Origin of the sequence: Citrobacter sp. 506 (assembly GCF_050434985.1) — a bacterium.
GTDB lineage: Bacteria > Pseudomonadota > Gammaproteobacteria > Enterobacterales > Enterobacteriaceae > Citrobacter > Citrobacter braakii.
The window spans coordinates 921,339-945,015 of sequence record NZ_JBNDJN010000001.1 but is presented as its reverse complement, the minus strand read 5'-3'; the positions used below and the strand labels follow the sequence as shown (position 1 = coordinate 945,015).

At 50.6% G+C, this 23,677-nt stretch carries 32 protein-coding genes; 31 read left to right on the top strand and 1 reads right to left on the bottom strand.

The annotated features are described in order from the left end of the window. Positions 1 to 59: 59 nt before the first annotated feature. From ABIE10_RS04775 to ABIE10_RS04720, 12 genes are all read left to right on the top strand, one after another. Positions 60 to 293, top strand: a complete 234-nt coding sequence (locus tag ABIE10_RS04775) for a DinI family protein (RefSeq protein WP_016236996.1) — start codon at positions 60 to 62, stop codon at positions 291 to 293. A gap of 109 nt (positions 294 to 402) precedes the next feature. After that, complete coding sequence (locus tag ABIE10_RS04770; protein WP_019076552.1) at positions 403 to 624, top strand: hypothetical protein; 222 nt, start codon at positions 403 to 405, stop codon at positions 622 to 624. Between the two features lie 82 nt (positions 625 to 706). Continuing rightward, entirely contained in the window at positions 707 to 1,309 is a 603-nt protein-coding gene (locus ABIE10_RS04765; RefSeq protein ID WP_103766165.1) for a DUF1367 family protein, read from the top strand. After that, positions 1,309 to 1,515 carry a hypothetical protein gene (locus tag ABIE10_RS04760; protein WP_049281697.1) on the top strand — a complete coding sequence of 69 codons (207 nt, stop codon included), beginning with the start codon at positions 1,309 to 1,311 and terminating at the stop codon, positions 1,513 to 1,515. Before ABIE10_RS04765 ends, ABIE10_RS04760 begins: the two co-directional genes overlap by 1 nt. A 2-nt stretch (positions 1,516 to 1,517) precedes the next feature. After that, positions 1,518 to 2,126 carry a recombination protein NinG gene (locus tag ABIE10_RS04755; RefSeq protein WP_429154912.1) on the top strand — a complete coding sequence of 203 codons (609 nt, stop codon included), beginning with the start codon at positions 1,518 to 1,520 and terminating at the stop codon, positions 2,124 to 2,126. Beyond that, entirely contained in the window at positions 2,123 to 2,263 is a 141-nt protein-coding gene (locus ABIE10_RS04750) for a YlcG family protein (RefSeq protein ID WP_200044079.1), read from the top strand. Before ABIE10_RS04755 ends, ABIE10_RS04750 begins: the two co-directional genes overlap by 4 nt. Next, entirely contained in the window at positions 2,260 to 3,069 is an 810-nt protein-coding gene (locus ABIE10_RS04745; protein WP_429154911.1) for an antitermination protein, read from the top strand. Before ABIE10_RS04750 ends, ABIE10_RS04745 begins: the two co-directional genes overlap by 4 nt. Positions 3,070 to 3,548: 479 nt before the next feature. Beyond that, positions 3,549 to 4,190, top strand: a complete 642-nt coding sequence (locus tag ABIE10_RS04740; protein WP_429154910.1) for a hypothetical protein — start codon at positions 3,549 to 3,551, stop codon at positions 4,188 to 4,190. A 129-nt stretch (positions 4,191 to 4,319) separates the two neighbouring features. Beyond that, positions 4,320 to 4,718: a putative holin gene (locus ABIE10_RS04735; RefSeq protein ID WP_049041756.1), complete on the top strand. Its 399-nt coding sequence runs from the start codon at positions 4,320 to 4,322 to the stop codon at positions 4,716 to 4,718. After that, complete coding sequence (locus tag ABIE10_RS04730; protein WP_128611492.1) at positions 4,715 to 4,990, top strand: phage holin family protein; 276 nt, start codon at positions 4,715 to 4,717, stop codon at positions 4,988 to 4,990. Before ABIE10_RS04735 ends, ABIE10_RS04730 begins: the two co-directional genes overlap by 4 nt. Then, positions 4,987 to 5,532, top strand: coding sequence for a glycoside hydrolase family 108 protein (locus tag ABIE10_RS04725; protein WP_429154907.1), 546 nt, complete (start codon positions 4,987 to 4,989; stop codon positions 5,530 to 5,532). Before ABIE10_RS04730 ends, ABIE10_RS04725 begins: the two co-directional genes overlap by 4 nt. Then, entirely contained in the window at positions 5,529 to 5,807 is a 279-nt protein-coding gene (locus ABIE10_RS04720; RefSeq protein ID WP_429154905.1) for a hypothetical protein, read from the top strand. The genes ABIE10_RS04725 and ABIE10_RS04720 overlap by 4 nt, the downstream gene beginning before the upstream one ends. Before the next feature lie 229 nt (positions 5,808 to 6,036). Here ABIE10_RS04720 and ABIE10_RS04715 read toward each other — a convergent pair whose 3' ends face one another. After that, positions 6,037 to 6,420, bottom strand: a complete 384-nt coding sequence (locus tag ABIE10_RS04715) for a hypothetical protein (RefSeq protein WP_133086478.1) — start codon at positions 6,418 to 6,420, stop codon at positions 6,037 to 6,039. 320 nt (positions 6,421 to 6,740) lie between these two features. Between ABIE10_RS04715 and ABIE10_RS04710 the strand changes: the two genes are divergently transcribed. The 19 genes from ABIE10_RS04710 (at position 6,741) to ABIE10_RS04620 (ending at position 23,661) form a co-directional block, all read left to right on the top strand. Then, positions 6,741 to 7,724: a terminase small subunit gene (locus tag ABIE10_RS04710; RefSeq protein ID WP_429154903.1), complete on the top strand. Its 984-nt coding sequence runs from the start codon at positions 6,741 to 6,743 to the stop codon at positions 7,722 to 7,724. Beyond that, positions 7,702 to 9,006 carry a terminase large subunit domain-containing protein gene (locus ABIE10_RS04705; RefSeq protein ID WP_429154901.1) on the top strand — a complete coding sequence of 435 codons (1,305 nt, stop codon included), beginning with the start codon at positions 7,702 to 7,704 and terminating at the stop codon, positions 9,004 to 9,006. Before ABIE10_RS04710 ends, ABIE10_RS04705 begins: the two co-directional genes overlap by 23 nt. A gap of 4 nt (positions 9,007 to 9,010) precedes the next feature. Further along, positions 9,011 to 10,180, top strand: a complete 1,170-nt coding sequence (locus ABIE10_RS04700; protein WP_429154899.1) for a DUF4055 domain-containing protein — start codon at positions 9,011 to 9,013, stop codon at positions 10,178 to 10,180. Then, a complete protein-coding gene (locus ABIE10_RS04695; RefSeq protein WP_429155490.1) occupies positions 10,144 to 10,428 on the top strand; it encodes an immunoglobulin domain-containing protein in 285 nt (94 codons plus the stop codon). The genes ABIE10_RS04700 and ABIE10_RS04695 overlap by 37 nt, the downstream gene beginning before the upstream one ends. Positions 10,429 to 10,469: 41 nt before the next feature. Continuing rightward, positions 10,470 to 10,808 (top strand): phage tail assembly chaperone, encoded by a 339-nt coding sequence (locus ABIE10_RS04690; RefSeq protein ID WP_429154897.1) that lies wholly within the window; start codon positions 10,470 to 10,472, stop codon positions 10,806 to 10,808. 47 nt (positions 10,809 to 10,855) lie between these two features. Then, positions 10,856 to 11,113 (top strand): DUF1799 domain-containing protein, encoded by a 258-nt coding sequence (locus ABIE10_RS04685; protein WP_429154895.1) that lies wholly within the window; start codon positions 10,856 to 10,858, stop codon positions 11,111 to 11,113. Beyond that, complete coding sequence (locus ABIE10_RS04680) at positions 11,113 to 14,166, top strand: phage tail tape measure protein (RefSeq protein WP_429154893.1); 3,054 nt, start codon at positions 11,113 to 11,115, stop codon at positions 14,164 to 14,166. Before ABIE10_RS04685 ends, ABIE10_RS04680 begins: the two co-directional genes overlap by 1 nt. Before the next feature lie 101 nt (positions 14,167 to 14,267). After that, positions 14,268 to 14,654 carry a hypothetical protein gene (locus tag ABIE10_RS04675; RefSeq protein WP_418224566.1) on the top strand — a complete coding sequence of 129 codons (387 nt, stop codon included), beginning with the start codon at positions 14,268 to 14,270 and terminating at the stop codon, positions 14,652 to 14,654. A 22-nt stretch (positions 14,655 to 14,676) separates the two neighbouring features. Further along, on the top strand, positions 14,677 to 15,090 hold the full coding sequence (locus ABIE10_RS04670; protein WP_071684445.1) for a hypothetical protein: 414 nt from the start codon (positions 14,677 to 14,679) through the stop codon (positions 15,088 to 15,090). A 168-nt stretch (positions 15,091 to 15,258) separates the two neighbouring features. Next, positions 15,259 to 16,017 (top strand): hypothetical protein, encoded by a 759-nt coding sequence (locus ABIE10_RS04665; protein WP_429154890.1) that lies wholly within the window; start codon positions 15,259 to 15,261, stop codon positions 16,015 to 16,017. A 1-nt stretch (position 16,018) separates the two neighbouring features. After that, the gene (locus tag ABIE10_RS04660; RefSeq protein WP_429154889.1) at positions 16,019 to 16,435 is read left to right on the top strand and encodes a hypothetical protein; all 417 of its coding nucleotides are present in this window, start codon (positions 16,019 to 16,021) and stop codon (positions 16,433 to 16,435) included. A gap of 65 nt (positions 16,436 to 16,500) precedes the next feature. Further along, the gene (locus ABIE10_RS04655) at positions 16,501 to 16,851 is read left to right on the top strand and encodes a phage tail protein (protein ID WP_429154887.1); all 351 of its coding nucleotides are present in this window, start codon (positions 16,501 to 16,503) and stop codon (positions 16,849 to 16,851) included. An 8-nt stretch (positions 16,852 to 16,859) separates the two neighbouring features. Continuing rightward, entirely contained in the window at positions 16,860 to 17,633 is a 774-nt protein-coding gene (locus ABIE10_RS04650) for a phage minor tail protein L (protein ID WP_429154886.1), read from the top strand. A 12-nt stretch (positions 17,634 to 17,645) separates the two neighbouring features. Next, positions 17,646 to 18,377, top strand: coding sequence for a C40 family peptidase (locus ABIE10_RS04645; RefSeq protein WP_429154884.1), 732 nt, complete (start codon positions 17,646 to 17,648; stop codon positions 18,375 to 18,377). Continuing rightward, on the top strand, positions 18,365 to 18,964 hold the full coding sequence (locus ABIE10_RS04640; protein ID WP_071667515.1) for a tail assembly protein: 600 nt from the start codon (positions 18,365 to 18,367) through the stop codon (positions 18,962 to 18,964). The genes ABIE10_RS04645 and ABIE10_RS04640 overlap by 13 nt, the downstream gene beginning before the upstream one ends. 79 nt (positions 18,965 to 19,043) lie before the next feature. Then, positions 19,044 to 19,412 carry a hypothetical protein gene (locus ABIE10_RS04635; RefSeq protein ID WP_071667516.1) on the top strand — a complete coding sequence of 123 codons (369 nt, stop codon included), beginning with the start codon at positions 19,044 to 19,046 and terminating at the stop codon, positions 19,410 to 19,412. A gap of 52 nt (positions 19,413 to 19,464) precedes the next feature. Next, positions 19,465 to 22,665 (top strand): host specificity protein J, encoded by a 3,201-nt coding sequence (locus tag ABIE10_RS04630; protein WP_429154881.1) that lies wholly within the window; start codon positions 19,465 to 19,467, stop codon positions 22,663 to 22,665. Then, positions 22,658 to 22,969, top strand: a complete 312-nt coding sequence (locus ABIE10_RS04625) for a hypothetical protein (RefSeq protein WP_429154880.1) — start codon at positions 22,658 to 22,660, stop codon at positions 22,967 to 22,969. Before ABIE10_RS04630 ends, ABIE10_RS04625 begins: the two co-directional genes overlap by 8 nt. Further along, the gene (locus tag ABIE10_RS04620; protein ID WP_429154878.1) at positions 22,969 to 23,661 is read left to right on the top strand and encodes a hypothetical protein; all 693 of its coding nucleotides are present in this window, start codon (positions 22,969 to 22,971) and stop codon (positions 23,659 to 23,661) included. Before ABIE10_RS04625 ends, ABIE10_RS04620 begins: the two co-directional genes overlap by 1 nt. Positions 23,662 to 23,677 lie beyond the last annotated feature (16 nt).

The following is a 23,677-nucleotide window of genomic DNA, read 5'->3' as shown; positions in this document are numbered from 1 at the left end:
GATCATTTCCTCTCATAGATATACTGTATAAAAACACAGTGCATGCAATGGAGGCCATTATGAAAGTTGAATTAACCATTGATCGTATGAAAGAACTTCCTAAAGGCGCGGTTCCTGCACTGGAGAAAGAATTGCTTAAGCGCCTGAATGATCACTATGACAATTGCAGGCTCACAATCCGCCGTGCCGGTTCAGATGGGTTAAGTGTTTTTGGCGGTGACAAGGACGACAAAAAGAAAATTGAATCAATCCTCCAGGATACCTGGGAAAGCGCTGACGACTGGTTTTATTAGAATTGCGCTTAAGGCTGGCGCGCATTTATCAGAATACCAAAATGTGTATCCCTTTGATGCTGCTGCCGACATTCTTTAATCGCGTCTGTATGTCGCTCAGGGGGATTAAGTGGCAGATGTAGCCCAATCAGGTCTTGCTGATAATTTACGGGTGATCATAACCGATGGGAAAGGTCGGGAGCTTTTGTCTTTCGGACTTGCAGCGGATGAACGCTACATCCTTTCAGCCAAGGCCGGTTCTGTAACTAACAGAAAATTATCCAGAGATGAATTGTACTGGTCCAAAGAAACCATCATGGAAGTTGTAAGGGAGATGACTTCTAAAAATTGACTTAATGCTACGTACCCAATCATAATTCTGTCACTGGCCTGAACAACCAGTAACCTGACAATTATGCGCCACGGGGAATACCATGGCGCACGAACTACAACTCATCAAGCAGTCCTCAGGAATCCTGATCCCCGCGACGCCGGAGACCAGTGATATTTTGCAATCAAAAATCAAACTCGGTGCTGTGCTGGTGGCCGAGTTCCGGCAGGCACGCAACCCGGCCTTTCACCGTCGTTTCTTCGCATTACTCAATCTCGGTTTCGAATACTGGGAACCTACTGGCGGGGCAATATCTTCCAACGAGCGTAAATTGGTGACCGGGTACGCCAAATACCTTGCCTCATTCGGAGGAAGCGAAACTGCTCTTTTTGATGCTGCCGAGCAGTATCTTGAGCAGGTAGCCAGTCGCCGAATTACCAATGGGATCAGCCTGTGTAAATCCTTTGACGCGTACCGTGCCTGGGTAATTGTCGAGGCCGGCCACTACGACGCCATTCAACTACCTGACGGAACTCTTCGTAAACACCCCCGCAGCATAGCTTTCGCCAACATGGACGAAACCGAGTTCCAGCAACTTTACAAAGCCGCGCTCGATGTTCTGTGGCGCTGGGTATTGTCCCGGGCATTCAAGACTCAGCGAGAAGCGGAAAACGCCGCATCGCAGCTAATGAGCTTTGCGGGGTGATGGCGATGAAATTTTCCTGGTTCCACCATCACGAATGCACAACCGAACAGGCCGAAGAACTGGTGGCCAGTTACCGCCGTCGTGGCGCCACGGTAGAACGCAGCCTTAATCGTGACAACATCACCTGGACTGTCAGCGCAAAATTACCTGAATGCGAGCATCCGGCGCGTACACCAAGAACCTTTCGACAAAAGGTCTGGGGGTGATTATGGCTAAGTTACCGCGCCGGAAGTGCGCCAACAAAGAATGCCGCCAGTGGTTCCATCCGGTGCGAGACACGCAGACCGTCTGCGGTTATGAGTGCGCCAGCGCCGTCGGGAAAGAGCAGACCAGAAAAGCCCGGGAGGCTGCACAACGCAAAGAGTCTGCCAGACAGCGTGCCGCTGAGAAGAAAGAGCGAGCCGCCTGGCGTCAGCGTAAAGCAGCGGTTAAGCCGCTTAAGCACTGGGAGGATTTAACCCAGCGCGTCGTTAATGACTACATCCGAGAACGTGACCATGACCTGCCGTGTATCAGCTGCGGAACGTTCGACACTGTCCAGTGGGAAGCCGGGCATTACCGATCGCGAGGTAAGGCATCACACCTGCGCTACCATGAAGACAATATCAATAAACAATGTCACCACTGCAATGTGCAACTGTCGGGAAATCAGCAGCAGTACCGCCTTGGCCTTATCGAGAAAATTGGGCCTGAGCGCGTTGAGGCTCTCGAAAACAACAACACCCCGTACCGATACACCATGGAAGAACTCGAAGCCATCAGAAAGCATTACAGCGAGCTGAGGCGTCAACTCGTCAAAACAAGGGAGGCCGCATGACATTCGAATCCTATTTTGCAGATCACCTCCGTGTTCGTTGGCAGCGATTGCGCTTATACCATTTTCCCGGCTCTGTACTGACGGACTACCGGATACTGAAAAATTACCTGAAAACTTATGCTGGAGAAACACGATGAACCTCGAATCAATCGCAAAATACTTTGCACCGAAATCCCCGATGTTCAGTGATTCCTCACGGGCAACAGCTACAGATAATCTCACTGGTACTGATGTGATGGCTGCTCTTGGCCTCGTTAATGCTAAGTGCAGATTTGGTTTCGATCTTTACCTGGCAAAAATTGGCATCAGCAGCCCGGATCGGGCAATGGAGGCTCTATATGGTTCAGCCGTTGAGATATCACGACATTTCAGACCAGTTACTGAACTCGATGAAGGGTTACGCCAACGAGTTCTCGAAATACTATGCGCTTTTGCTTATCAGGATTACGCCCGTAGTGCGGCAAGCGTTCGCAGATGCGACTGTTGCGATGGGGACGGCTTTACCGAGGCGGATATTTTTACAAATAAAATTCAGTACCCGGATGGGAAACCGCCTAAATGGGCAAAAATCACGAAGGGGGTTTGCCCTTCCTATTGGGAAGAATGGAAATCTGTTCGGGAAACAGCACGCGTTTTATGTTCGGCCTGTAACGGCAAAGGTGTTATCAGCAATGCGTGTCGCTGCCATGGGAAAGGGAAGGTACTGGACAAGAAGGAAACGGAGTTGCAGGGCGTGCCGGTTATGAAGGTGTGCGACCGCTGCAGCGGAAGAGGTTACGCCCGGCTGAAGTTCGCCAGTGTCCTGGAAGGTGTCCGCACTGTATGGGATGTGAAGAAAACCACGGCATATGATCACATACAGCCGTTTTTTGAATTGCTAGTGGAAGAGTGTCACAGACAGGAGGGATATGCAGACAGTGCATTGAAATCTGTTACTCGGTAGTTATTTTTTCCACAAAATGTAATTTTTGGAGAAAAAAGATATTGTAGTTTACGGAATTTTCGTCTAGTATCAGCTCTAACGCTGGGAATCCGTTCAATCGTTTCGACCAGCAAGAAGTCATCCAAGCCCTGTGGTTAATTCCGCGGGGCTTTTGCGTTCCTGGAGGGTAAGAAAATGCATCAGTAAACGGATAGACCGCAGTCGAAGGCAATGCAGCAGTCATGATGCTGCCCCGAGTCTCCGCATAGAGAGCCAGCTTTGCATCTGGTGAGGGTAAATAAGAAAAGAAGCACCGGCGTCGCCGCGTGACAGCCAATCACGCACTGGTTAGAGCTAACTGGGAGCAGAGACGAACCGGGGTGACGAACTCAAGGGCATGGGCGCAGCCACTGCGAGAGTGTGGTAGGCAACAGAATAGTAATTCACAGGCCCCTTATGTAAATGCTATAAAAGCGGACTATTGAAAAGGAGAGTTCGCTATGTCAAAAACCTTTGAGCAAATGAAACTTAATTTTATTTATTTGCACGAATTATGGTTGTTAACTCATTCGATAAAAACACGCTGTGAAGAGCTTTTTCATAAGACACCACTTCCTGATGCTGGTTACTACTTTAAAATTGATTACAATATTCATCTATTAATAAATAATATTCTTTCAGATGCGGCTAACGTCAAAAAACTAATCGCAGTTCCTAAAAATAAGACTAGGGAAGAATCCCCTGAACAATTCAGGTTGCATATTGAGCGAAGTAATTACCTTCAAGAAAAAATAAAAGACATTGAAGTTAAGGAAATTAATTCCGTGAAGGTGAGGAATACCTTGCAACACTTCGATGAGTATTTAGATCAACTAAACATAGAAGTTACAGCAGGGAAGATGAAAGGTCATGGTATTGCAGTTTATAATTTTGTGATTTCCCACCGGAAGGCAATCAACCCTAGGCCATATCCGATAAGGTTATATGTTTGTGAGGAAAAAACATACTATAATATGAAAGCCTCAATTAACTTAGAGAAAGTTTACAATGAGGCTTTTCAGATTAATGAGGTAATACGTAAAGAAATAAATAAAGAACCTGGTGCAGAACCTGGTAGCTTTATGGTTCCTTTAAATTTTTAAGGTTTACAATTCTATTAACTGCTCCGTAATAGCGGGGCTTTTCTATTTCAGGCTCACGGGAATCATCCGCTACGTGCTTTGTTGATAAATCCAGCCCGTGAAGCCTGACCCTCTACACACGGAATAACTATGTCTGAGCCAATCACAATTGCCAGTGGGGTGACCTCCGCTACGGTAGGGATCACTTTCGCCACTATGTTCCCGGAGGCGACGCCTGGCGTAATGTTATGTGCGCTTGCCGGGGCGGCAATGTATGTGCTGACCTCAGAGCCTCATCAACTCTGGAAGCAGATGCTCTTCGCGGTCATCTCGTTTATGGGCGGCGTGTTCTTCTCTGTTCCCATGGCCAAGATACTCGCCGGGGTAATCAACACAGCTCTCGGGCTGTTGCAGCCGCCGGTAAGTATCGAAGTTTCACCGAATGTTGGTGCGCTGGTATCCGCTTCCATTTCCGTCGCAGTCCTGCTTCGAATCGTCGCTAAGTCACGGCGCGGAAAGATGCCCGGACTGGAGGAGGAAGGGAAATGACATGGCATTCCGTCATCCTGGACGCAAACGCGATCATCTGTATGGCGATCGTGATGCGTCTGATGTTCTTCAGTAAAGCCGGGAAGACACATCGACCCGGTTACGCGTGGATGGCTTACCTGCTGATACTGGCAGCTGGCTTCACCGCTTTCCGTATTCTTCTCGGTCATTACAGCAACGTTGACCCGGGTGAGTTATTCCTCAATCTGGCAATCTGTATTGCTGTGTGGCGAGCCAAAGGCAATCTGGCGAAAGTCGTAAGGGCTGAATGATGACCAAAGACGATATCTTCAACAGCATCCTCGGCAAAGAGGGCGGCTACGTTAACCACCCGAACGACAAAGGCGGGCCGACGAACTGGGGAATTACCCAGGCAACGGCGCGCGCCCACGGTTATTCCGGCTATATGCGCAACCTGACACGCCAGCAAGCACTCGAAATACTTGAGGCTGATTACTGGTATGGTCCACGCTTCGACCAGGTGGAAGCTGTGTCGCCGACCATTGCCGCCGAACTCTGCGACACTGGCGTGAACATGGGGCCATCAGTGCAGGTGAAGTGGTTCCAGCGTTGGCTGAATGTCTTCAACGACCAGCAGAAGCTTTACCCAGACTTAATCGCCGACGGCCAGATTGGCCCTCGTAGCATCGGCGCCCTGAAATCGTTCCTGGCTAAACGCGGGAGCGAAGGGGAATCAGTATTGCTCCGTGCACTGAATTGCAGCCAAGGGCAGCGCTATCTCGAGCTGGCAGAGCAGCGCCCGGCTAACGAGTCATTCGTGTATGGCTGGGTACGGGAGCGTGTGAGCCTATGACGAAACTGAAAGCCATTCTGGCGGCAATCGGATTGATCGTAATGCTTGTGCTGGGTGCGTTTGGCCTGGGCAGCATGCGTGGACGCGAAAAAGCCGAAGCCAAATCAGATAAACAGCGCACCGACGATAATGCCGCAGCCACCAAGGCAGCCGTAGAACGCCGCGTCGAAGTAACCAAAGAGGCCAGCAATGTACAGCAGACTGTTAGCCATATGCCTGATGACGATGTTGATCGCGAGCTGCGGGAATCGTGGAAGCGTCCCGGTTGTCGTTGATACTGCTTGCGACTGGGTTAAGCCCATCTACCTGACCGACCATGACATTGACGTTATGGACAAGCAGACCAAACGTGATGTGCTGGCGTACAACAAAGCATGGCAGTCAAATTGCGAATGATTTTCAAAGCTTATTCAGTTTAACGGTTTTATGTTGCCCGCAGAGCACATATTTGCATGCTAACAAAGAGGTTAGATTTGCATCGAAAATACATTTTATGATGAAAGTCTAACTAACAGCTCCGATTAAGCTAATAACAATCGGTTTTATAACAGGCCAGATAGTGACTGCGTTCGAACATAGGCTTGAAATTGTTAATAACTTATCAAGAGCTTCGGAGTCTCTGCTATTGGGTAATTCATTGACCGCCGAAAGAACCTTATCTTTGTTTTCAGTTCCAATTTCTCGCTCAAGTGTGGCAGCGTTGTCTAAAAGAATGCTCCTGATTTTGTCGATATGAGAAAGCGCTTCAGATGATAATATTTTGTTGCGTTTGACTGATGCAGTTATTGCTTCCTCTATGTGTATACCCCTCTCGCAACCGTAAATATCATTGTCTTCTACAATCGCAGAGCGGGCACGTCCGATATATATAGCAGGCTTCTGTTCCATATCTGTTCCTTTAAATCAAGTTGTTGATTTCTAATATAGCACGAACCTTTGTAAGAGGAAGGTACCTATGGCATCGAAAAAGCTCCCTGCAGAGCAGCAGCTTGTTTTCGATGTGCTGGCTCCACTTCAACAGAAATTATGTCTCTCCATCATCAAAGGCAAGAACCAGACCGACGCATAACAAAGCGTGGTAGGCCAATTGTGATGGTCAGCATAAAGTCGGGGTATCCAAATGAATAGCCACGTTTGAAGCAAAGATTGCCATCACAAAGGCCACTTTCGAGTGGTATTTTTAATGGCTTTAACCATAGGACATAATCATGGCAAAACCGGACTGGGGAGCGCTGCAAGACCAGTTCCTCGCCGAGCATGCTAAAACGGGTATATCACCGAAGGAATGGTGCGAAGCGCAGGGACTGAATTACACATCTGCACGGCGCTACATCAAAAAGCCAACTGCGCAAAAAATTGCGCAGAAGAAAGTGCGCACTGCGCAGAAAGATAAAAGCGCAAATGAGCTGGTAGATGATGATGGACTTACTGCTCAGCAGCGCTTATTTGTCGCGGAGTACCTTAAGGACAACAACGCCACCGCTGCCGCTGCACGTGCTGGTTATAGTGACCCAAACTACGGTCGTCAACTCATATCGAATCCTAACGTTGCTCAGGCCATTGCGCAGCAGCAGAAAGCCTCTATTGCGCGCACGCTTGGCAGTGCCGATGAGGTCCTCGCGCAGATGTGGCAGCTAGCCACCTTCGATGCAAACCAGCTTTCGCAGTATCGCCGTGGTGCGTGTCGTTACTGCTGGGGCTTCGGTTATCAATATCAGTGGCGTGATGCCGTGGAGTTCGATGAGGAAACGGCAAAAGTCGAGGGAAGGGAAGGTGCCAGGCTGCCGCAGGATACTGGCGGCTATGGTTACGACCACAACCGAGAACCAAACCCTGAATGCCCACGCTGCAATGGTGACGGCATCGGTCAGCCGTTCTTCGCTGATACGCGCAAACTGGCGCCGGATGCTGCACTTGCCTATTCCGGTGTGAAGCTTGGCAAAAATGGCGTTGAGATAACCGCTATCAGCCGCGAGCGAATGTTCGAAGCCGTAATGAAGCGGCTTGGCCTGGCGGATAGCGAGTTCGCTAAGCGTCTCCAGCAAATCGAAATCGACCGCCGGCAGTTGGAGGTGGAAAAACTCCGCAAAGAGCTGGCCGGTGATGGTGATGATGACGAACCAACGCCAGTGCAGATTCAAATCAACGTAGTGGATGCGAGGGCGGAAGATGGGGATCAGCCCGACACTTAACATCCCACAGGCGCGTTTCCTCGCGATGGATCACAAGTTTAAAGCCTACGTTGCCGGGTTCGGGTCCGGTAAGACGTGGGTGGGTTGTGGTGGCATCTGTAAGGGCATGTGGGAGCACCCGAAAATCAACCAGGGCTACTTCGCGCCAACTTACCCGCAGATCCGTGACATCTTCTATCCGACGATCGAAGAGGTGGCCTTTGACTGGGGCCTGAGCGTCAAAATCAACGAGGGTAACAAAGAGGTTCACTTCTACGAGGGACGAAGGTTCCGCGGGACCACAATCTGCCGCTCGATGGAAAAGCCCGGCTCGATAGTTGGTTTCAAAATCGGTAACGCGATGGTGGATGAGCTGGATGTCATGGCGGCTGCCAAAGCGCAGCAGGCTTGGCGAAAAATCATAGCCCGTATGCGTTACAAAGTTGATGGGCTGCGTAACGGCATCGATGTAACGACAACGCCGGAAGGCTTCAAGTTCGTTTACCAGCAGTTCGTGAAGGCGGTACGTGAAAAGCCAGAGCTTGCGTCCCTGTATGGTCTGATACAGGCCAGCACGTTCGATAACGCGAAGAACCTGCCCGCGGATTACATCCCTTCGCTGATGAATTCCTACCCACCGGAGTTGATTAAGGCGTATCTGAGGGGGCGCTTCACCAACCTGACCAGCGGCACCATCTATCACCAGTTCGATCGACGCCTGAATAACTGCACCGATGAAGAACAGGCTGGCGAACCGCTCTATATCGGCATGGACTTTAACGTTGGAAAGATGGCGGCTATCGTCCACGTTCTTCGGGATGGCGAGCCGCGCGCGGTACGAGAATTGATAAAAGTTTATGACACCCCGGCGATGATTAAACGCATTCAGGAAGAGTTCTGGCGCTATGAGGGTGGGCGTTATGTCTCCTCTCGTCAGATTTACATCTACCCGGATGCCTCCGGTGATTCGCGCAAATCGAACAATGCCAGTGCAACGGATATTGCGCAGCTCAAACAGGCCGGATTTAGCGTGGTGGTGAATGCCGCAAACCCGCCAGTGAAGGATCGCATCAACTCAGTAAACGCCATGTTCTGCAACGGGAACGGCGAGCGCCGCTACAAAGTCAACGTGACCCGCTGCCCGGTCTATACCGAGAGTCTGGAACAACAGGTGTGGGCGGCGAACGGCGAGCCGGATAAATCAGCTGACAACGATCACCCCAATGATGCTGGTGGTTATTACATCGTGAAACAATTCCCGATCATCAAACCCACTGGCAAAGTCACCAAACTACGGATGTAAAACCATGCCTGATATTTCAACACCCAATCTGGACTATGGGAACATGGTGCAGGCGTGGGACATTAATGATGCCCTGATGGGCGGCACGCTGTACATGCGCCAGTTGGGTGAGGAATATCTTCCTCGCTGGCCGAAAGAAGACAAAGAGGACTACAAAAAGCGCTTGGCTGTGGCCACGTTACTCCCTGCGTATGAAGAGACGATCAACCAGAATGTTGGGCGAGTATTTGCTGAGCCCATCCAACTGGGCGAGAACGTCCCAGATCAGCTGCGCGAGTTCGCGAAGAACGTGGATCTTGAAGGTAGTCGCCTCGATGTATGGGCACAGGCATTCTTCAGCCTGGCGATGCAGTACGGTCTTTCGCATGCGCTGGTGGATTATCCCCGAATAGATGCCGAACAGGTGAAGACTAAGGCTGACGAGAAAGCTACTGGCGCGCGGCCATACGTCACGATGCTTAATCCCCGACAGGTAATTGGCTGGAAGTCGACGATGGTCGGCGGCAAGGTCGTATTGACCGAGCTGCGCATCAAAGAAGTGGTGGTCGAGGACGGAGACGACTTCGGGCAGACCAAGGTTGAGCAGATTCGACTGCTGACACCTGGACAGGTGCAGATTTACCGCAAGGCGACCGGTGACAATGCCCAGGCCAACTGGATACTACACGAAGAGTGGCAAACATCCCGCAAGGACATAACCTTGGTCACCCTCTACACCAAGCGCACCGGGTTCATGTGTGGTTCGCCACCGCTGCTGAATATGGCGCTGCTGAACGTGAAGCACTGGCAGAGCCAGAGCGAGCAGGACAACATCCTGCACGTAGCGCGCGTCCCACTGCTCACGGTATTCGGGCTGGAGGAGGGGCAGGAACTGGTTATTGGCTCATCCTCTGCGACTCAGTTCTCCGATCGACAGAAACAGGGACTTGAATATGTCGAACACACTGGAACTTCAATCAGTGCCGGTAAAGAGTCTCTAACCGACCTGGTGGAGCAGATGCGCCAGGCTGGCGCGAAGCTGCTGCGCACCGACAATACCTCCACGAAGTCCGTAGACCAGACCTCTGAAGAAAAAATGCAGGAACAGTCCCCGCTCTACACTATGGCGACCAGCCTGGAAGATGCGATCGATACCCGATTGCTGATTCATCCGTCCTGCCACTTGCGTTCCTGACCGACCTGCCAGCAACTAAGTCTGTTGCTGCTAATGCAGCTCTGGATCTGTCGGTGGTCATGCAGGGCGGTTCCGCGCCGTATACCTACGTATGGAAGAAGGACGGCACAGCCATTCCGGGCAAAACCGCATCCACGTTCAACATTCCGTCCGCTCAGTCTTCCGATGCTGGGGTGTATACCTGCGAAGTTACCGACGCCGCAGGCAAGACGCTCACTTCTGCCGGATGCACCGTCAGCATTACTTGATTAATCTGGCCCGGTGAGCCGGGCCCTACCGAGATGAACAAATGACCAAATTCTCCCTGATCCCCAATCCGACATTTTCCGTTACTGCCAGCATCCCACGCGCTGGCGGCGAAGACGGTAAGCTGACCTTAACCTTCCGCCATAAGACTCTGGAGGAGCTGCGCTCCATGGACGAGAAGCTGCAAAAGGCTGCTGAAGGTAAAAAGGCTGCTATTGAGCCGCAGGCCAATTACCTCATGGAAATTGTCGAAGGCTGGGCGCTGCCGGATGAGTTCAACCGCGATAACGTGATCATCCTTCTGAAAAACTACCCTCGCGCTTTCGACAGCATCGGTCTGGCCTACACCAAAGAACTGATGGGTATCCGCGAAAAAAACTGAGGCAGGTCGCCGCAGCGTTGTACACGCCGGGACCGACTCTCGCGGAGTTGAGCGCTTTTGGTTTGATGCCTGAGGACGTGGAGGAAGAGGTGGGGATCCTGCCGTCGGTATGGAAAGCCTTCACCATCTTCTCTGCACTGGCGACTCAATGGCGCGTTGGTGCGAGCGGGGTGACCGGCCTTGATTACAATGTTCTCCCCTGGATGTTTAAGTTACACGGGGTTGAGGATGCGGCGGCCTGCATGGCTGACCTTCAGATTATGGAAAGCGAGGCTCTCAAGGTAATGCATAAGGAGACGAAATAATGACTGACCAGATCGCCTCGATTACTTTACGGGCCGATGTTTCTGACCTGAAAACAGCCAGCAACGAGCTGGATAAACTCGGTGAAGCCGCGGCGGGTGCCGTAGGCAAAGCTGATGACCTTAATAGCGTATTCCGTGCTGGTGCTGAGTCTGCGAAACAGGGCACTGAAGGTATCAAGGAACAGCAGACCGCGCTGAAGGGGCTGCTGGAGAATATCGATCCAGTTAACAAGGCGCTGAACCGGCTGGATGAACAACAGGCCGCACTGCGTAACTTCCAGACCAAAGGTTTCCTGGATACTGATGATTTTCAGCACTACAACAAAATCCTGGACGAGACCCGGTTAAAACTGACGGATACCGGAGAAGCAGCGGCGCGCGCCCAGGCAGAACTGGCCGCGACCCAGGCTGCCGAGAAACAATCAGCAGCACTGAAAAACCTGCTGGGCTCTATCGACCCGACTATCCGCGCGTTTAACTCGCTGGATGAGCAGCATGCGCAGTTGGTGGCACACTTCGAAGCGGGGCGTATTAACGGCGCGCAGTTCGAGCACTTCAATACAATCCTGAACCAGACGCGTGAGCGCCTGTCTGGCGTGGCTGACGTGCTGCCAGAGGCACTATCTCGCCAGGAGGCAGCGGCGCGTCGTGCCGGTATATCTGTCGGCCAGTACAGCGCAGCAATGCGCACACTACCAGCACAGTTCACCGATATCGCCACGCAGCTGGCTGGTGGGCAGTCTCCTTTCCTGATCCTGCTGCAACAGGGCGGGCAGATTAAAGACCAGTTTGGCGGGGTTCAGGGGGCGCTCACTGGCGTCGGCGAATACATCCGCAGCATGGCTGGGATGATTAACCCAACCACTATTGCGCTGGCCGGTCTGGTCGGTACCATTGGCTTGCTGGCTGCTGCTGCATACAGTTCGTCTCAACAGTTCGATCAGGTGGCGCGATCGGTCATCATGATGGGTGGCGCTGGTTTTTCCTCAATGCAGAAGCTCAATGAGGCTGCTGAAGAGGTGGCCGGCAAGACGAATACATCCATCAGTTCCACCGTAGATACGCTGGTTACGCTGAATGACACTGGTAAATATACCGCCAGCCAGATGAAGCAGATCGCCACGTCCATCACTCTGATGGGCAAGGCTGGCAGTGACACCAAAACGGCGATGTCCGACTTCGGCAAGATTGTCAGCGACCCGGTGAAAGGGCTGGCCAGCCTGAATGAGCAGTATGGCTTTGTTGATGAAGCCATGATGAAGCACATCATCCAGTTGCGTAAGCAGAAGGGGGAGCAGGCGGCGGTAAACGAAGCCATCAACCTGTTTGCTGGCGTTATGGCAAAGCGCGCAGAAGAGACCAACAGGGCCACCGACAATATTGGGCAGTCCTGGCAGTGGTTGAAGAAAACAGCATCTGACTCCTTTGATGATATCGGGATTACTGTCCGCGCCTGGGGAAATCAGGTGATCGATATTTTCAACCTGGTTGAAGCTTCGATAAAGGACCTGTTCCTCAACATTACCTCTCTGGATTCCAAGTTTACTGGGACCATTGCAGGATGGGCTGAGAAAATCCCGGGCGGCGGAGCAATAACCGACTTCCTCGGTATGGACATCGAGGCAATGAAAAAGGCCGGGGCGGAAGCTGACAAAGAGATCGCAGCGAACAAAAAACGCTACGATGAACTCTGGAAGCGGGTCACTGCGCCTAATGCACAGGCAAGCTATGAAGCCGAAGCGCGAGGGGCCACGGTTAAAGGTGAGGGAGGATCTAGTCGCGAGTCTAGGGACGCAGTCTCGAAGCTTGCAGAAGACTCTGCCAAAAAGACCAAAGAGGCAAGAGCTACGCTGGATGCTGGCGATCGCACTCTTGAAAATTACCGCGCCCAGGCTAGAACCCTAACCGAAACGCTCGAAACCCTGCGACAGACTGGCGATCTTCATGCCAAAAATACTGAGCTCAGCAAACAACAGTCACGCTTTGCGGAACTGGACGAGTCCGCCAAAACCCGCGCGCTGACCGCGCAGGAGAAGTCACTCCTGTCTAGCCGAGAGGCCATCCTCAACGCTGCCAAAGTGGTGGATCAGAAAAATAAGGAAGTCGAAGCCCAGCAGAAGATTAACGGGCTGGCGCAGCAGGCGAACAAGTACGTCACACAGATGGCGGAAAAAACCGATGCATTACGTGATAGCGCCGGGTTAAGTAGTCGTCAAACGCAGCGTCTGATGGAAGAGGCGCAACTTCGTCAAGGATGGCTGAATGGTGGCGGAAAGCTTGAAGATGCAGGCTATGCGAAAGAGCTGGCAGCGCTTCGTAATTACTATGCTGAAGAAGACAAGCTGCGCGGCGACTGGAAGGCTGGCGCAGTAAGCGGCTGGAATGAGTATCTTGATGCCGCCACGAACACCTATGACGCTGTTAAGAACGTAGCCAGTTCTACGTTAACCGGATTATCTGACATGCTCACCGAACTAATGACAACCGGTACCGCTTCGGTTAAAGAGTTCGGCAAATCAATGCTTAAGATGATCCTTGAGGTGACAAATCGCCTTATGGTTGCTTATGCAGTGCAGGCAGCGATGGGTTGGATAAGTGGTGGAAGTAGCGGTGGCAGTACTCCTGGTGGGGCATATGCTAACGCTGCTGCTGGCGTAACGTTCAATGCCAAAGGCGGCGTGTATGAGTCATCCGGGTTAAGTAAGTATGTGAATGGCGTCTACGATTCTCCTCAATACTTCACGTTCCAGGGGGCGTCGAAGTTTGCCAAAGGTGGCGTCTTCGCTGAGGCCGGCGCAGAGGCAATCATGCCACTGACGCGCGACTCTGCCGGACGTTTAGGCGTCAGAGCTCAAGGTGGAGGAGGGGTGCAGCCGCAGGTAAACATTGATATCTACGTCGATAACAAGGGCAACACCTCATCAACCACCTCTGGTGATGGAAGTGCTGCCGCCAGGGCTTTAGGAAAGGAAATTGAAGCCAAGGTGACTGAGATCCTGGCGCGAGCTGCCAGAAGTGATGGATTGCTTGGCAGGCAGTTCCAGACAAAATAATGACCGCACTACGATGTTGATACAGCAATATCACCCGTAACTGGTTACACCAACGTATCTCCTGGTTATTATGCTAAAAAAATACTAATCAGGGGATGATAGTGCTTAAAAAGATACTGAAGAAGATTCTCAAAACCATCGGGATGCTTATTCTTCTTATCGTTGTAGTCGGTATTGCTGCTGTAGTTAATAAGCCAACTGAGGCAGAGAAGAAACAAAAGGAAGCCAAAGAGTTATCTGACAAGAAACTTGATGATCTTCGTGGGGCGTGTGAGGCCTACGTTAGAATGTCGGTCATCAACAAAAGCACCCTGGATATGTCTGTGTTTGACTCAAAAAGATGGTTGGGTAGCGATGGTAACTTCTATGCTACACAGGAATTTAGCGCAAAAAACAAATTTGGACTTGAGCAAAAATTCAGGGCTGTATGCATCGAGGGCAAAGACGGAAAAACTGATTACCGAATTGAAGAAATGACCAGTAATTAATCAATATTTTTTGGGGATGATAATGAGAACGATAGCTCTGTTTTTTGGCGCTGTATTTCTGACTGGATGTGCTACAAAACCTATTTCGACTGAGCAGGCAAAGCCCGCACCAGAAAAACAAATACTTGATAAGTCACTTTTCACGAAAAAGCCAGAAACCGGAGTGGTTGTAATCAAACGTGACTCTGGTTATGTGGGGAGTGCTTGTCTTACAAGGGTATATGTTGATGGTCGTGAAGTTGCTGACCTTGACCCAGAACAAAAAATTACAATCTACCCTAGTTTGGGTGATCATATCTTCAGTGCATGGCCAAAAGGTATGTGCGGCGGAGGAATGAGCGAACAGGCTGGCAAAGTAACCGAAGGTAAGGTATTAACTTACAGGATAGGTTACGGCTCTGGTTCAGAATTTGGGATTTACCCAACTGCATTTTAACAACTAACCAAGCCCTCCCGGGCCTATAGCTCAAAAAGCCTCGCTAACGCGGGGCTTTTTGTTGCTATCCGGAGAACGATGCGTCGTGTTCAATGTATATTTAGCCAGGTTTAGGCATCTTAGTAGTTTTGCTATGATTCGGCTAAACATCCTTTGGTCGATACGGATATGACTAGCGCTAACCCTCAACTGAAAACTAATGAGCTTCTTGACAAGCTAGTTCCCTCTATCGAGTCGGGAGAAAACCTGATTGGTGAATTTGGCCTGCGTGTAGTTATCAGAGAGGCTAAAAAAATACCAGATGCCTATCAGTCTCTTTTAGTCATAGGACTTGCAGAAATCGTTGATGGTAACTATGTTGCCGCTATGGAAACTCATCGACGACTTACTCTTATCAATCCTTATAATGATGTGGTGTGGGTGAATTTTTCAGTCGCGTTAGGCCAGAGATGCCAGTATCGATTGGCACGTGAAATATCCCACAATAGTATCCCTTATGTCGGTTTTGCTGGGCTTTGCCATGCTTATTTAAATGCAGGGTTTTGGGGGGATCTTGAAACCATGTTGCTTATAAAGGGGCAGCCAATTTTCAATTCCTGCGATATATCAGCATTTGCAGAAAAACAAAGGTATGACATCATGCGTTGCGATTCCATCTTTGATATTTTGATGGATGACAGAGAAGAATCTAATTATTTATTTCAAATGGCTTCTCTTGTAATGCAAATTGCAGAAAGGCTGAAACTCCCACCGAGACAAGCATCAATCCATACTGACGCAGAAGGAATGTTAATTTTCTCTTTCGGTATAACTTCAGATCTCTCTGATAATTTATGGAAACTCAATGATGAACTTGCTTCATTGATTGTTGAACATCAAATTTTCTCGTCCAATAGCATTGCCACATTCCATGTGATAGGTGATTGAAATGGCTATCTCACATTCTGAAATCCTTCATCTAGCAAAATCGATGGCAGAACATGCTGAAAATGAAGTTAATTTGAGGGCTTCAATAGGCCGTGCGTACTACAGCATGTTTCACGTTGCACATGAACTTGCTGGTGGTCGTGTCCCAAAAAACCATCCAATCCCGGGCAAAAATTTCAAAGGCGGAACTCATGCCCGCTTGTCTCAGTATTTAGCCGACTGTGCCGAAGATTTACACCCGGCGCATGTAAGAGCATTGCAACTATTATCTGTAAAACTGAAAATGTGTCATAAATTCAGGTGTGAAGCAGATTATGAATTAACTCAAAATATACATAAGTCACAATTAGACTGCATATTAAAAGATGCTGAAATGGCTCAAAATATTTTGAAAAAAATTAAAGCATTAGTTGCCTAAACATTTCTTAGATACTACTCATCATTATCAACCCAGCTCCGGCTGGGTTTTTTTATGGAGTAAATATGGCAGTTGATACCTACAACTGGCACTCGCAGCTCGGCGCGGGTGCTGTCGAATATAGTCAAACGATACGGTCTGCGCAGTTCGGTGATGGCTACGAGCAGGTAGCCGAGAACGGTATTAACTCGACTGCTATTCAGGTTCCGATGAAGCATGTTGGTTCTAATGCTGAGGTGAATACCGTTCGGGACTTTCTCCTGGCTCATACCGTTAAAGCTTTTATCATCACGCCGCCGGGCGAAGAGAAGGGGCTGTACCGCGTTGTCGCCGACTCCGTGCGCAAAAACCAGATTAGCAGCAAATTCGCTGAGCTGACATTCACGATTAAGCGCGCCTATGGCGTCTATGCCTGAGGTGGAGCATGACAGCACTGATTGATACGGCGGCAATGCTGGCGCCAGGTGGCAGGGTCCGCCTGGTCGAAGTAGATGCTTCAGAGTTCAGCGGCGGTATTCACCGCTTTCACTATAGTCCATTTCCGCATACGCCCGCCGAGATTGAAGCGGCGAACGGTGATGAGACTAAGCTTGGACCAAAGCCCATCATCTGGGATGGAAAAATCTTCGACTTCTGGCCCTTCCAGATTTCTGACCTCGCTCTCTCGACCGACCAGGCCGCAGAACCGAAACTGAGCGTATCGAACCTTGACGGGCATATCACTGCGTTGTGCCTCCAGTTCAAGGATATGGTGAATGCAAAGGTGAGTATTATCGACACCTACGCTGTTTACCTCGATGCGGTGAACTTCCCAGGTGGCGTGAACGCGACAGCTGATCCGTCGATGTTTACTCTCCAGACCTTCTGGCTGGATACCAAAACCTCCGAGGATGATGAGGTGGTTACGTGGTCGTTGAGTAGTCCGGCTGACCTGCAAGGGTTAGTTATCCCAACCAGACAAATCACATCGTTGTGCGAGTGGGCGCTGCGCGGTCAATACCGCAGTGGTGACGGCTGCAGCTACAACGGCACAGCCTGTTTCGATGCCAAAGGGAATGCGGTATCGGATCCTTCTCTTGATGTGTGCGGCGGATGCCTTAGTGACTGCCGTAAACGATTTGGTGCCGGGCTGGCAGAGCCAAACACCGCGATTCTTGATTTCGGCGGTTTCCCCGCAACGGTTTTATTCTCCCGATAAACGGAAATACCAATGAACAAAACTATTATGGCTGCTATCCGGGCGCATGCACTGGATGAGTCCCCACGAGAGTGCTGCGGCTTCGTCATCCAGTCTGGCCGACGCCAGCGTTATATCCCCGTACCAAATACCCACGAAAATCCGACAGAGCATTTCCGAATCGACGGCGAGCACTGGGCGAACGCTGAGGATGCCGGGACCATTGTCCGCGTCATCCATTCCCACCCGGGCGATGGCGCACGACCTATCCCATCTGACCTCGACCGCCAGCAGTGCAATAACTCCAGTGTGGTCTGGGGCATCTACGCGCCGGACTGCGATGAATATGCTGAGGTAACGCCGGACGCTATCCCGCTGATAGGACGCCCGTTCATCCTTGGCTCTCACGACTGCTGGGGGTTAATCATGGACTGGCATGCCACCCAGGGTGTAATGCTGACTGATTTTCGCGTTGAATACCCGTGGTGGGAAAGCCAGTACCCTGACAACCTCTATTTCGATAACTGGGAACGGGAGGGGTTTGTCGAATGCGACCCGTCGCCAGGCTGTATGGTCATCATGCAGGTTGAATCCAGTAAGTGGAACCACGCGGGGATCATTACCGAGGAAGGCGAGCTGCTTCACCATCTGTACGGGCAACCATCCTGCATCACGCCGTATGCCCGCGGCTATTTCAAAGACCGCACGATGATCTGCGTTCGTCACAAAGACCTGCCACAGGAGATAAAGCCATGGCGCGTTTAACCACTATTCGTCTGTATGGCGCCTTGGGTGCCCGATTCGGGCGAGTGCATAAACTGGCGGTACAAACATCTGCTGAAGCGGTAAAGGCACTCTGCATTAACCTGGATGGCCTGGAAAGTTATCTGATGAACGCCAAGAAAAATGGAATGACATTCGCGGTGTTTCGTGGAAAAAGAAACATCGGCGTTGAGGACTTCAAAGAACTGGCCGGTGACAGTGATATCCGCATCGCACCAGTTATGGAAGGTGCAAAGAAGGCTGGTCTGTTTCAGACGATCCTTGGGGCCGTGATGGTTGTGGCTGGCGTTGTAACCGGTGTTCTTACTGGATGGACAGGTGTGGGGCTCACATTCGCTGCCGGTTTGATAATGTCGGGTAGTTCAATGATGGCCGGCGGTATCTACCAGATGCTATCACCCCAACCAAAAGGTCTTCAGGGGCGAGATGATCCCGATAACAAACCTAGTTATGCTTTCGGTGGTTCAGTAAACACCCTGGCGATGGGTAATCCGGTCGCTGCGCTATATGGAGAACGGGAGATCGGCGGCGCCATAATCAGTGCAGGGATTGTTGCAGAAGACATTTAACTTTCAGCACCATAGGTCATGGGTAATCAGCAAAGTGTTATGCTATTTTCTTCAGCATTTCATTATAGGGAAGAGTTTAATGCCAGCAGTAAAAATAGTCGCTGAATGGTTGAAACAGGAAAACGATAATCGTATCGATTCTACTTTGGAGTTTGTCGCCGCTATAAATTCTGGTGGGCATATCAAACCTGAACAAGGTGTGTATGGGGTCATCACTGGATACGGGTATGGCTCTTTCCCTCCGGGCGATTATTCATTCATCAGTAAAATTAGTGATGATCAGAAGTGCCTACGAATAGACTGGGGTCGAGATTACCAGCAATTTAATTCAACAATTGACGTACTTGGAAGGACGTTACGACCAGGGGAAATTATTACCTATTTTGAAAAACCTGGAGCCGAAAATACGTTTGATTATGAGATAACTTCAGTCACGTATTTTGAGTGATAAACCTCAGTAAACACCAACCCGCTTCGGCGGGTTTTTTTATGGATGCTATATGGCCACGATTACTGGTGCAAAAGGCGGCAGCCAGAAGCAGCACACGCCCTTAGAACAGCCGGATTCCGCCCAGTCTATGGCTCGCTGTCGCATGCTGCTGGCGCTAGGTGAGGGCGAGTTTGCAGGCGGTCTGGATGCCACACGTATCTTCCTGGATGGTACGCCGCTGGGCAATGCCGACGGAACAATGAATTTTGAGAACGTTTCCTGGGAATTTCGACCGGGCACACAGACCCAGACACCGATTCCGGGTTTTCCCGCAGTCGAGAACGAAACTACGGTTGGCGTATCGCTGACGAAAGTTACCCCATGGACTAGAGCTATCAGCAATACCCAGATCGATGCCGTATTAGTACGAATTGGCATTCCTGGCCTTCAACAGCAGGAGAATGATGGCGATATCGTTGGCACAACGGTTCAGTATCATATCGACCTTGCTGTGGACGGTGGGGCTTACTCGACAGTTATGACTAAAACCATCACAGAAAAGCTCAGTTCGCTCTACGAACTAACCCACCGTATTAATCTTCCCAAAGCCAGCACCGGCTGGCAGATTCGAGTTGTCCGGGATACTGCAGATAGTACCAGCCAGATGTTGCAGAACAAAACCCAGGTGCAGGCCATCACAGAGGTGATCGACGCCCGCTTGCGCTACCCGCATACCGCACTGCTGTATGTGTCATTCAACGCAAAGTCGTTCAGCAACATCCCGAAAATTTCTTGTAAACCTAAAGGTCGAGTAATCCGTATCCCTCAAAACTACGATCCAATTGCACGCACTTATAGCGGTACATGGGACGGTACATTCAAATGGGGATGGACGAATAATCCTGCATGGATTTGGTTCGATATTCTTACTGAACCGCGCTTCGGTCTTGGTCGCAGGGTTACGCCAGCGATGCTCGATAAATGGGAGTTGTATCGTATTGCCCAACGCTGCGACCAGAAGGTGCCGGATGGTAAGGGTGGCAGCGGTACCGAGCCTCGCTTTATGTTTGATGTTTATATCCAGGCTCAGGCTGATGCCTGGCAGGTGATTAAGGATATTGCGGCAGGTTTTAACGGCATGACGTTCTGGGGCAACAATATGTTCAATGTTGTCTCTGATATGCCAGCGGATACGTCAAAACTTCAGATACTGACCCGCGCCTCTGTTGTCGGCAAGCCAACGTATTCCAGTGGAAGTGAAAAGAACCGCTATAGCTCAGCGCTGATAAACTTTAGTGACCCGGATAATCACTATCAGGATCGCACTACGGCAGTGATGTTTCCCGATCTGGTTAAGCAGTTCAAGTTTAAGCAGACGCAACTGACCGCGATTGGCTGTACGAGAGAGAGTGAAGCTCAGCGCCGCGGAGGGTGGGCCGTCTATTCCAACTCGCTGGATCGCATTATCACTGTTCAGACTGGACTTGATGGCTTCGCTTATGTGCCGGGGACCGTATTTGCGTTTGCGAATGAGCGGCTGTCTGGCCGTGTCTATGGTGGACGTATTACTGAATACAACGCCGCGCTGAAATCTGTAACTACCGATCGGGGGACAAGTGCCGTACCCGGCGACACTCTGATGATTCGTACTCAGGGTGGTACCGTTGAGAGCCGAACCATCCAGGCAGTTAATGGCCAGCAACTGATACTGGCAACCGCCTTTACCGCTGAGCCATTACCTAATGCCATTTTTGTTATCGATGCCGGCCAGTTACGCCTGCAGTATTTCCGTGTAACCAACCTGACATTTAACGATGAGGAGAACACCTACAGTATCACCGGTGCAGAGTACAACGGGGCGAAGTACGATGCCGTTGATAACAACGCCCGGCTGGATACGCCACCGATCAGTTTGATACCGACAGGCCTGGTAGGGCAACCGTCGAACATCGCAATTAGCAGCTACGACTCGGTCCGGCAGGGGCAGCGTATTGCGACCATGGTTGCGAGTTGGGATGCGCCAGTAGATAAAAACGGGAAACCTCAGGCGGATATTGTCGCGTATCAGGCACAGTGGAAACGCGGTGATAATGAGTGGATCAATATTCTCGAAACAGGCCTGCGCAATATAGAGGTCTCCGGGATTTATTCCGGTGATTACCTTGTGCGCGTCCGCGCCATTAACTCTGGTGGAGCGTCCAGTCTGTGGGCCTCTTCTGTTCTGACTCATCTCACTGGACGTACTGGGGGTGTTCCCAAACCGGTTGGTCTGCGCACCACAGCTATCAACTGGGGTATTCAGATTGACTGGTCTTTCCCGGCAGATACCGGAGATACCCTCCAGACCGAACTGCAGTATTCAGTTAATGGTAGCGGGAATAATCCTCTGTTGCTTGCTGGGGTTCCTTACCCGCAACACACATACACCCAACTGGGTTTGAAGGCTGGTCAGGAGTTCTGGTACCGGGCTCGTCTGGTCGACCGTATCGGCAACCAGAGTGACTGGACTGGCTGGGTTCGCGGTGAATCCAACGCGAATGCTGACGACTACCTGGGCGATATTGCCGATGATTTTCTGACATCTGCCGATGGTGACCGCCTGACAAGCGACATTGATACCAACCTGGAAGCCGCATTGCAGAATGCGCTGGCCAACCATGGAACGGTGGAACACCAGTGGGCGCAGTACGGCGAGGTACGCGCGGATATTCTGGTGGTTAAAACGACTATTGCGCAGGTCGATAAGGCCATGGCTGAAATGTCCACTCAAGTGCAGGCGCAGTTCAATAATGTAACTGCCGCACTGGAGGATAAGCTCACCGCCGTGGTTGATGCGGCCGGGGCATCTGCAATTTACACCCTTAAAACCGGGGTTCGAATAAACGGTGTGATGTATAACGCCGGAATGTCGATTGCGGTGCTGGCAGAAGCGGGTAAGCCGGTAGTCACCCGCGTCGGGTTTAACGCCAATCAGTTAGTCCTGATGAGTGGCAGCGGTGATACGCAATATTCTCCGTTTGCCGTTGTTAATGGTCAGGTATTTATTAGCGATGCGTTTATTCAGAACGCCAGTATCACCAGTGCGAAAATTGCGGATGCTGCGATTACTAACGGTAAAATCTCAGGTGCCTTCTGGTCTACGGGCTATAAAATTGCAAATCAGGGTGGTTGGTGTCTGTCTAAGGCTGATAACAACTTGTCATTTACTGGTCCCAGCGGGCGACTGCTGGTACAGCTGGGGCATATTACCGGAGTAGCGCCTAATGTCTGATTTTGGTTTTGATTGCTGGCATGAGGACGGATCATCGGCAAACTTTGGTATTAAACCAATATCAATCATTGGAACGATAAAGCTGAGTGCCGGCCAGACGTCAGGTACATATTCGTTCAACGTGCCGGCAGGGAAGAAGCTTGGATATATGCTGGGTCTGGCGAAAACTATAGCGTATGTAGAGAGACGCCGAACAATAACCGTTTCAGGCAATAGTATTGTAATTGGCGCAGGCACTGATAACTCTCTGACCCAGCCTCAGGCAAATGAGAGCTATGTTTTGGTTTTTCTGGAAAATGCATAATGGCTGACAGATATGGTGCGTTCTTATCGTTGAAAAGCGGTGAAACATTTATCACCCCCCAGTCAGTTCCTGCTTGTCTGTATTCACAGCAGACGTTTTCGTCAGTATCGAACGGTGCTCTACATTATATTGAGCAACTGGTTAATATACCCGATGCATCACAACCTGTTATCCCGTTTGTTCTGACATCCCGTCAGGCTGCGTGTGCTGTCTGGATTGAATCAAACGGACAACTGGCTGTACGGGCCTATGAGATACTGAATACCGCATTTACCCTGACAGTCTATTTATTCACTATATTCCCTCAGCCCATGCCTAATCCTCCGTATGGGCTGGCTGTCTGGGACGACCAGACGGGGAATCTGGTTATTACTCATGAATCGAAAATACTGACGGACGTGGTAACTGTCGGAACAATCGGGGCAAATGGAGGCATTTATATTGACGAGAGCAGAGCGGGTAAATGGGCAATTATCCCGGATGTTGCAGGTCAGCAGGTATGGCGAATAACTGGCGGTGGACCGGGCGGTCAGCTCTGGCCAGTGCCGGTTACTTTTACTGCTGTATATAACGGGGCCAGCACCCGAATTTATACCGCTGCCATTCAGAGAATTCCGTCTGGTAGCGCGGAGCCAATGGCCCCTGTAAATGCAGGTAACACAGTTATTGCAGTTGAAGTTTCAAAATATTGAATGTCTGTACGATCGT

Coding starts and splice junctions, on each gene's coding strand:
- ABIE10_RS04775 (WP_016236996.1), top strand. CDS start 60: ATGAAAGTTGAATTAACCATTGATCGTATGAAAGAACTTCCTAAAGGC.
- ABIE10_RS04765 (WP_103766165.1), top strand. CDS start 707: ATGGCGCACGAACTACAACTCATCAAGCAGTCCTCAGGAATCCTGATC.
- ABIE10_RS04760 (WP_049281697.1), top strand. CDS start 1,309: ATGGCGATGAAATTTTCCTGGTTCCACCATCACGAATGCACAACCGAA.
- ABIE10_RS04755 (WP_429154912.1), top strand. CDS start 1,518: ATGGCTAAGTTACCGCGCCGGAAGTGCGCCAACAAAGAATGCCGCCAG.
- ABIE10_RS04750 (WP_200044079.1), top strand. CDS start 2,123: ATGACATTCGAATCCTATTTTGCAGATCACCTCCGTGTTCGTTGGCAG.
- ABIE10_RS04745 (WP_429154911.1), top strand. CDS start 2,260: ATGAACCTCGAATCAATCGCAAAATACTTTGCACCGAAATCCCCGATG.
- ABIE10_RS04740 (WP_429154910.1), top strand. CDS start 3,549: ATGTCAAAAACCTTTGAGCAAATGAAACTTAATTTTATTTATTTGCAC.
- ABIE10_RS04735 (WP_049041756.1), top strand. CDS start 4,320: ATGTCTGAGCCAATCACAATTGCCAGTGGGGTGACCTCCGCTACGGTA.
- ABIE10_RS04730 (WP_128611492.1), top strand. CDS start 4,715: ATGACATGGCATTCCGTCATCCTGGACGCAAACGCGATCATCTGTATG.
- ABIE10_RS04725 (WP_429154907.1), top strand. CDS start 4,987: ATGATGACCAAAGACGATATCTTCAACAGCATCCTCGGCAAAGAGGGC.
- ABIE10_RS04720 (WP_429154905.1), top strand. CDS start 5,529: ATGACGAAACTGAAAGCCATTCTGGCGGCAATCGGATTGATCGTAATG.
- ABIE10_RS04715 (WP_133086478.1), bottom strand. CDS start 6,420: ATGGAACAGAAGCCTGCTATATATATCGGACGTGCCCGCTCTGCGATT.
- ABIE10_RS04710 (WP_429154903.1), top strand. CDS start 6,741: ATGGCAAAACCGGACTGGGGAGCGCTGCAAGACCAGTTCCTCGCCGAG.
- ABIE10_RS04705 (WP_429154901.1), top strand. CDS start 7,702: ATGGGGATCAGCCCGACACTTAACATCCCACAGGCGCGTTTCCTCGCG.
- ABIE10_RS04700 (WP_429154899.1), top strand. CDS start 9,011: ATGCCTGATATTTCAACACCCAATCTGGACTATGGGAACATGGTGCAG.
- ABIE10_RS04690 (WP_429154897.1), top strand. CDS start 10,470: ATGACCAAATTCTCCCTGATCCCCAATCCGACATTTTCCGTTACTGCC.
- ABIE10_RS04680 (WP_429154893.1), top strand. CDS start 11,113: ATGACTGACCAGATCGCCTCGATTACTTTACGGGCCGATGTTTCTGAC.
- ABIE10_RS04670 (WP_071684445.1), top strand. CDS start 14,677: ATGAGAACGATAGCTCTGTTTTTTGGCGCTGTATTTCTGACTGGATGT.
- ABIE10_RS04665 (WP_429154890.1), top strand. CDS start 15,259: ATGACTAGCGCTAACCCTCAACTGAAAACTAATGAGCTTCTTGACAAG.
- ABIE10_RS04660 (WP_429154889.1), top strand. CDS start 16,019: ATGGCTATCTCACATTCTGAAATCCTTCATCTAGCAAAATCGATGGCA.
- ABIE10_RS04655 (WP_429154887.1), top strand. CDS start 16,501: ATGGCAGTTGATACCTACAACTGGCACTCGCAGCTCGGCGCGGGTGCT.
- ABIE10_RS04650 (WP_429154886.1), top strand. CDS start 16,860: ATGACAGCACTGATTGATACGGCGGCAATGCTGGCGCCAGGTGGCAGG.
- ABIE10_RS04645 (WP_429154884.1), top strand. CDS start 17,646: ATGAACAAAACTATTATGGCTGCTATCCGGGCGCATGCACTGGATGAG.
- ABIE10_RS04640 (WP_071667515.1), top strand. CDS start 18,365: ATGGCGCGTTTAACCACTATTCGTCTGTATGGCGCCTTGGGTGCCCGA.
- ABIE10_RS04635 (WP_071667516.1), top strand. CDS start 19,044: ATGCCAGCAGTAAAAATAGTCGCTGAATGGTTGAAACAGGAAAACGAT.
- ABIE10_RS04630 (WP_429154881.1), top strand. CDS start 19,465: ATGGCCACGATTACTGGTGCAAAAGGCGGCAGCCAGAAGCAGCACACG.
- ABIE10_RS04625 (WP_429154880.1), top strand. CDS start 22,658: ATGTCTGATTTTGGTTTTGATTGCTGGCATGAGGACGGATCATCGGCA.
- ABIE10_RS04620 (WP_429154878.1), top strand. CDS start 22,969: ATGGCTGACAGATATGGTGCGTTCTTATCGTTGAAAAGCGGTGAAACA.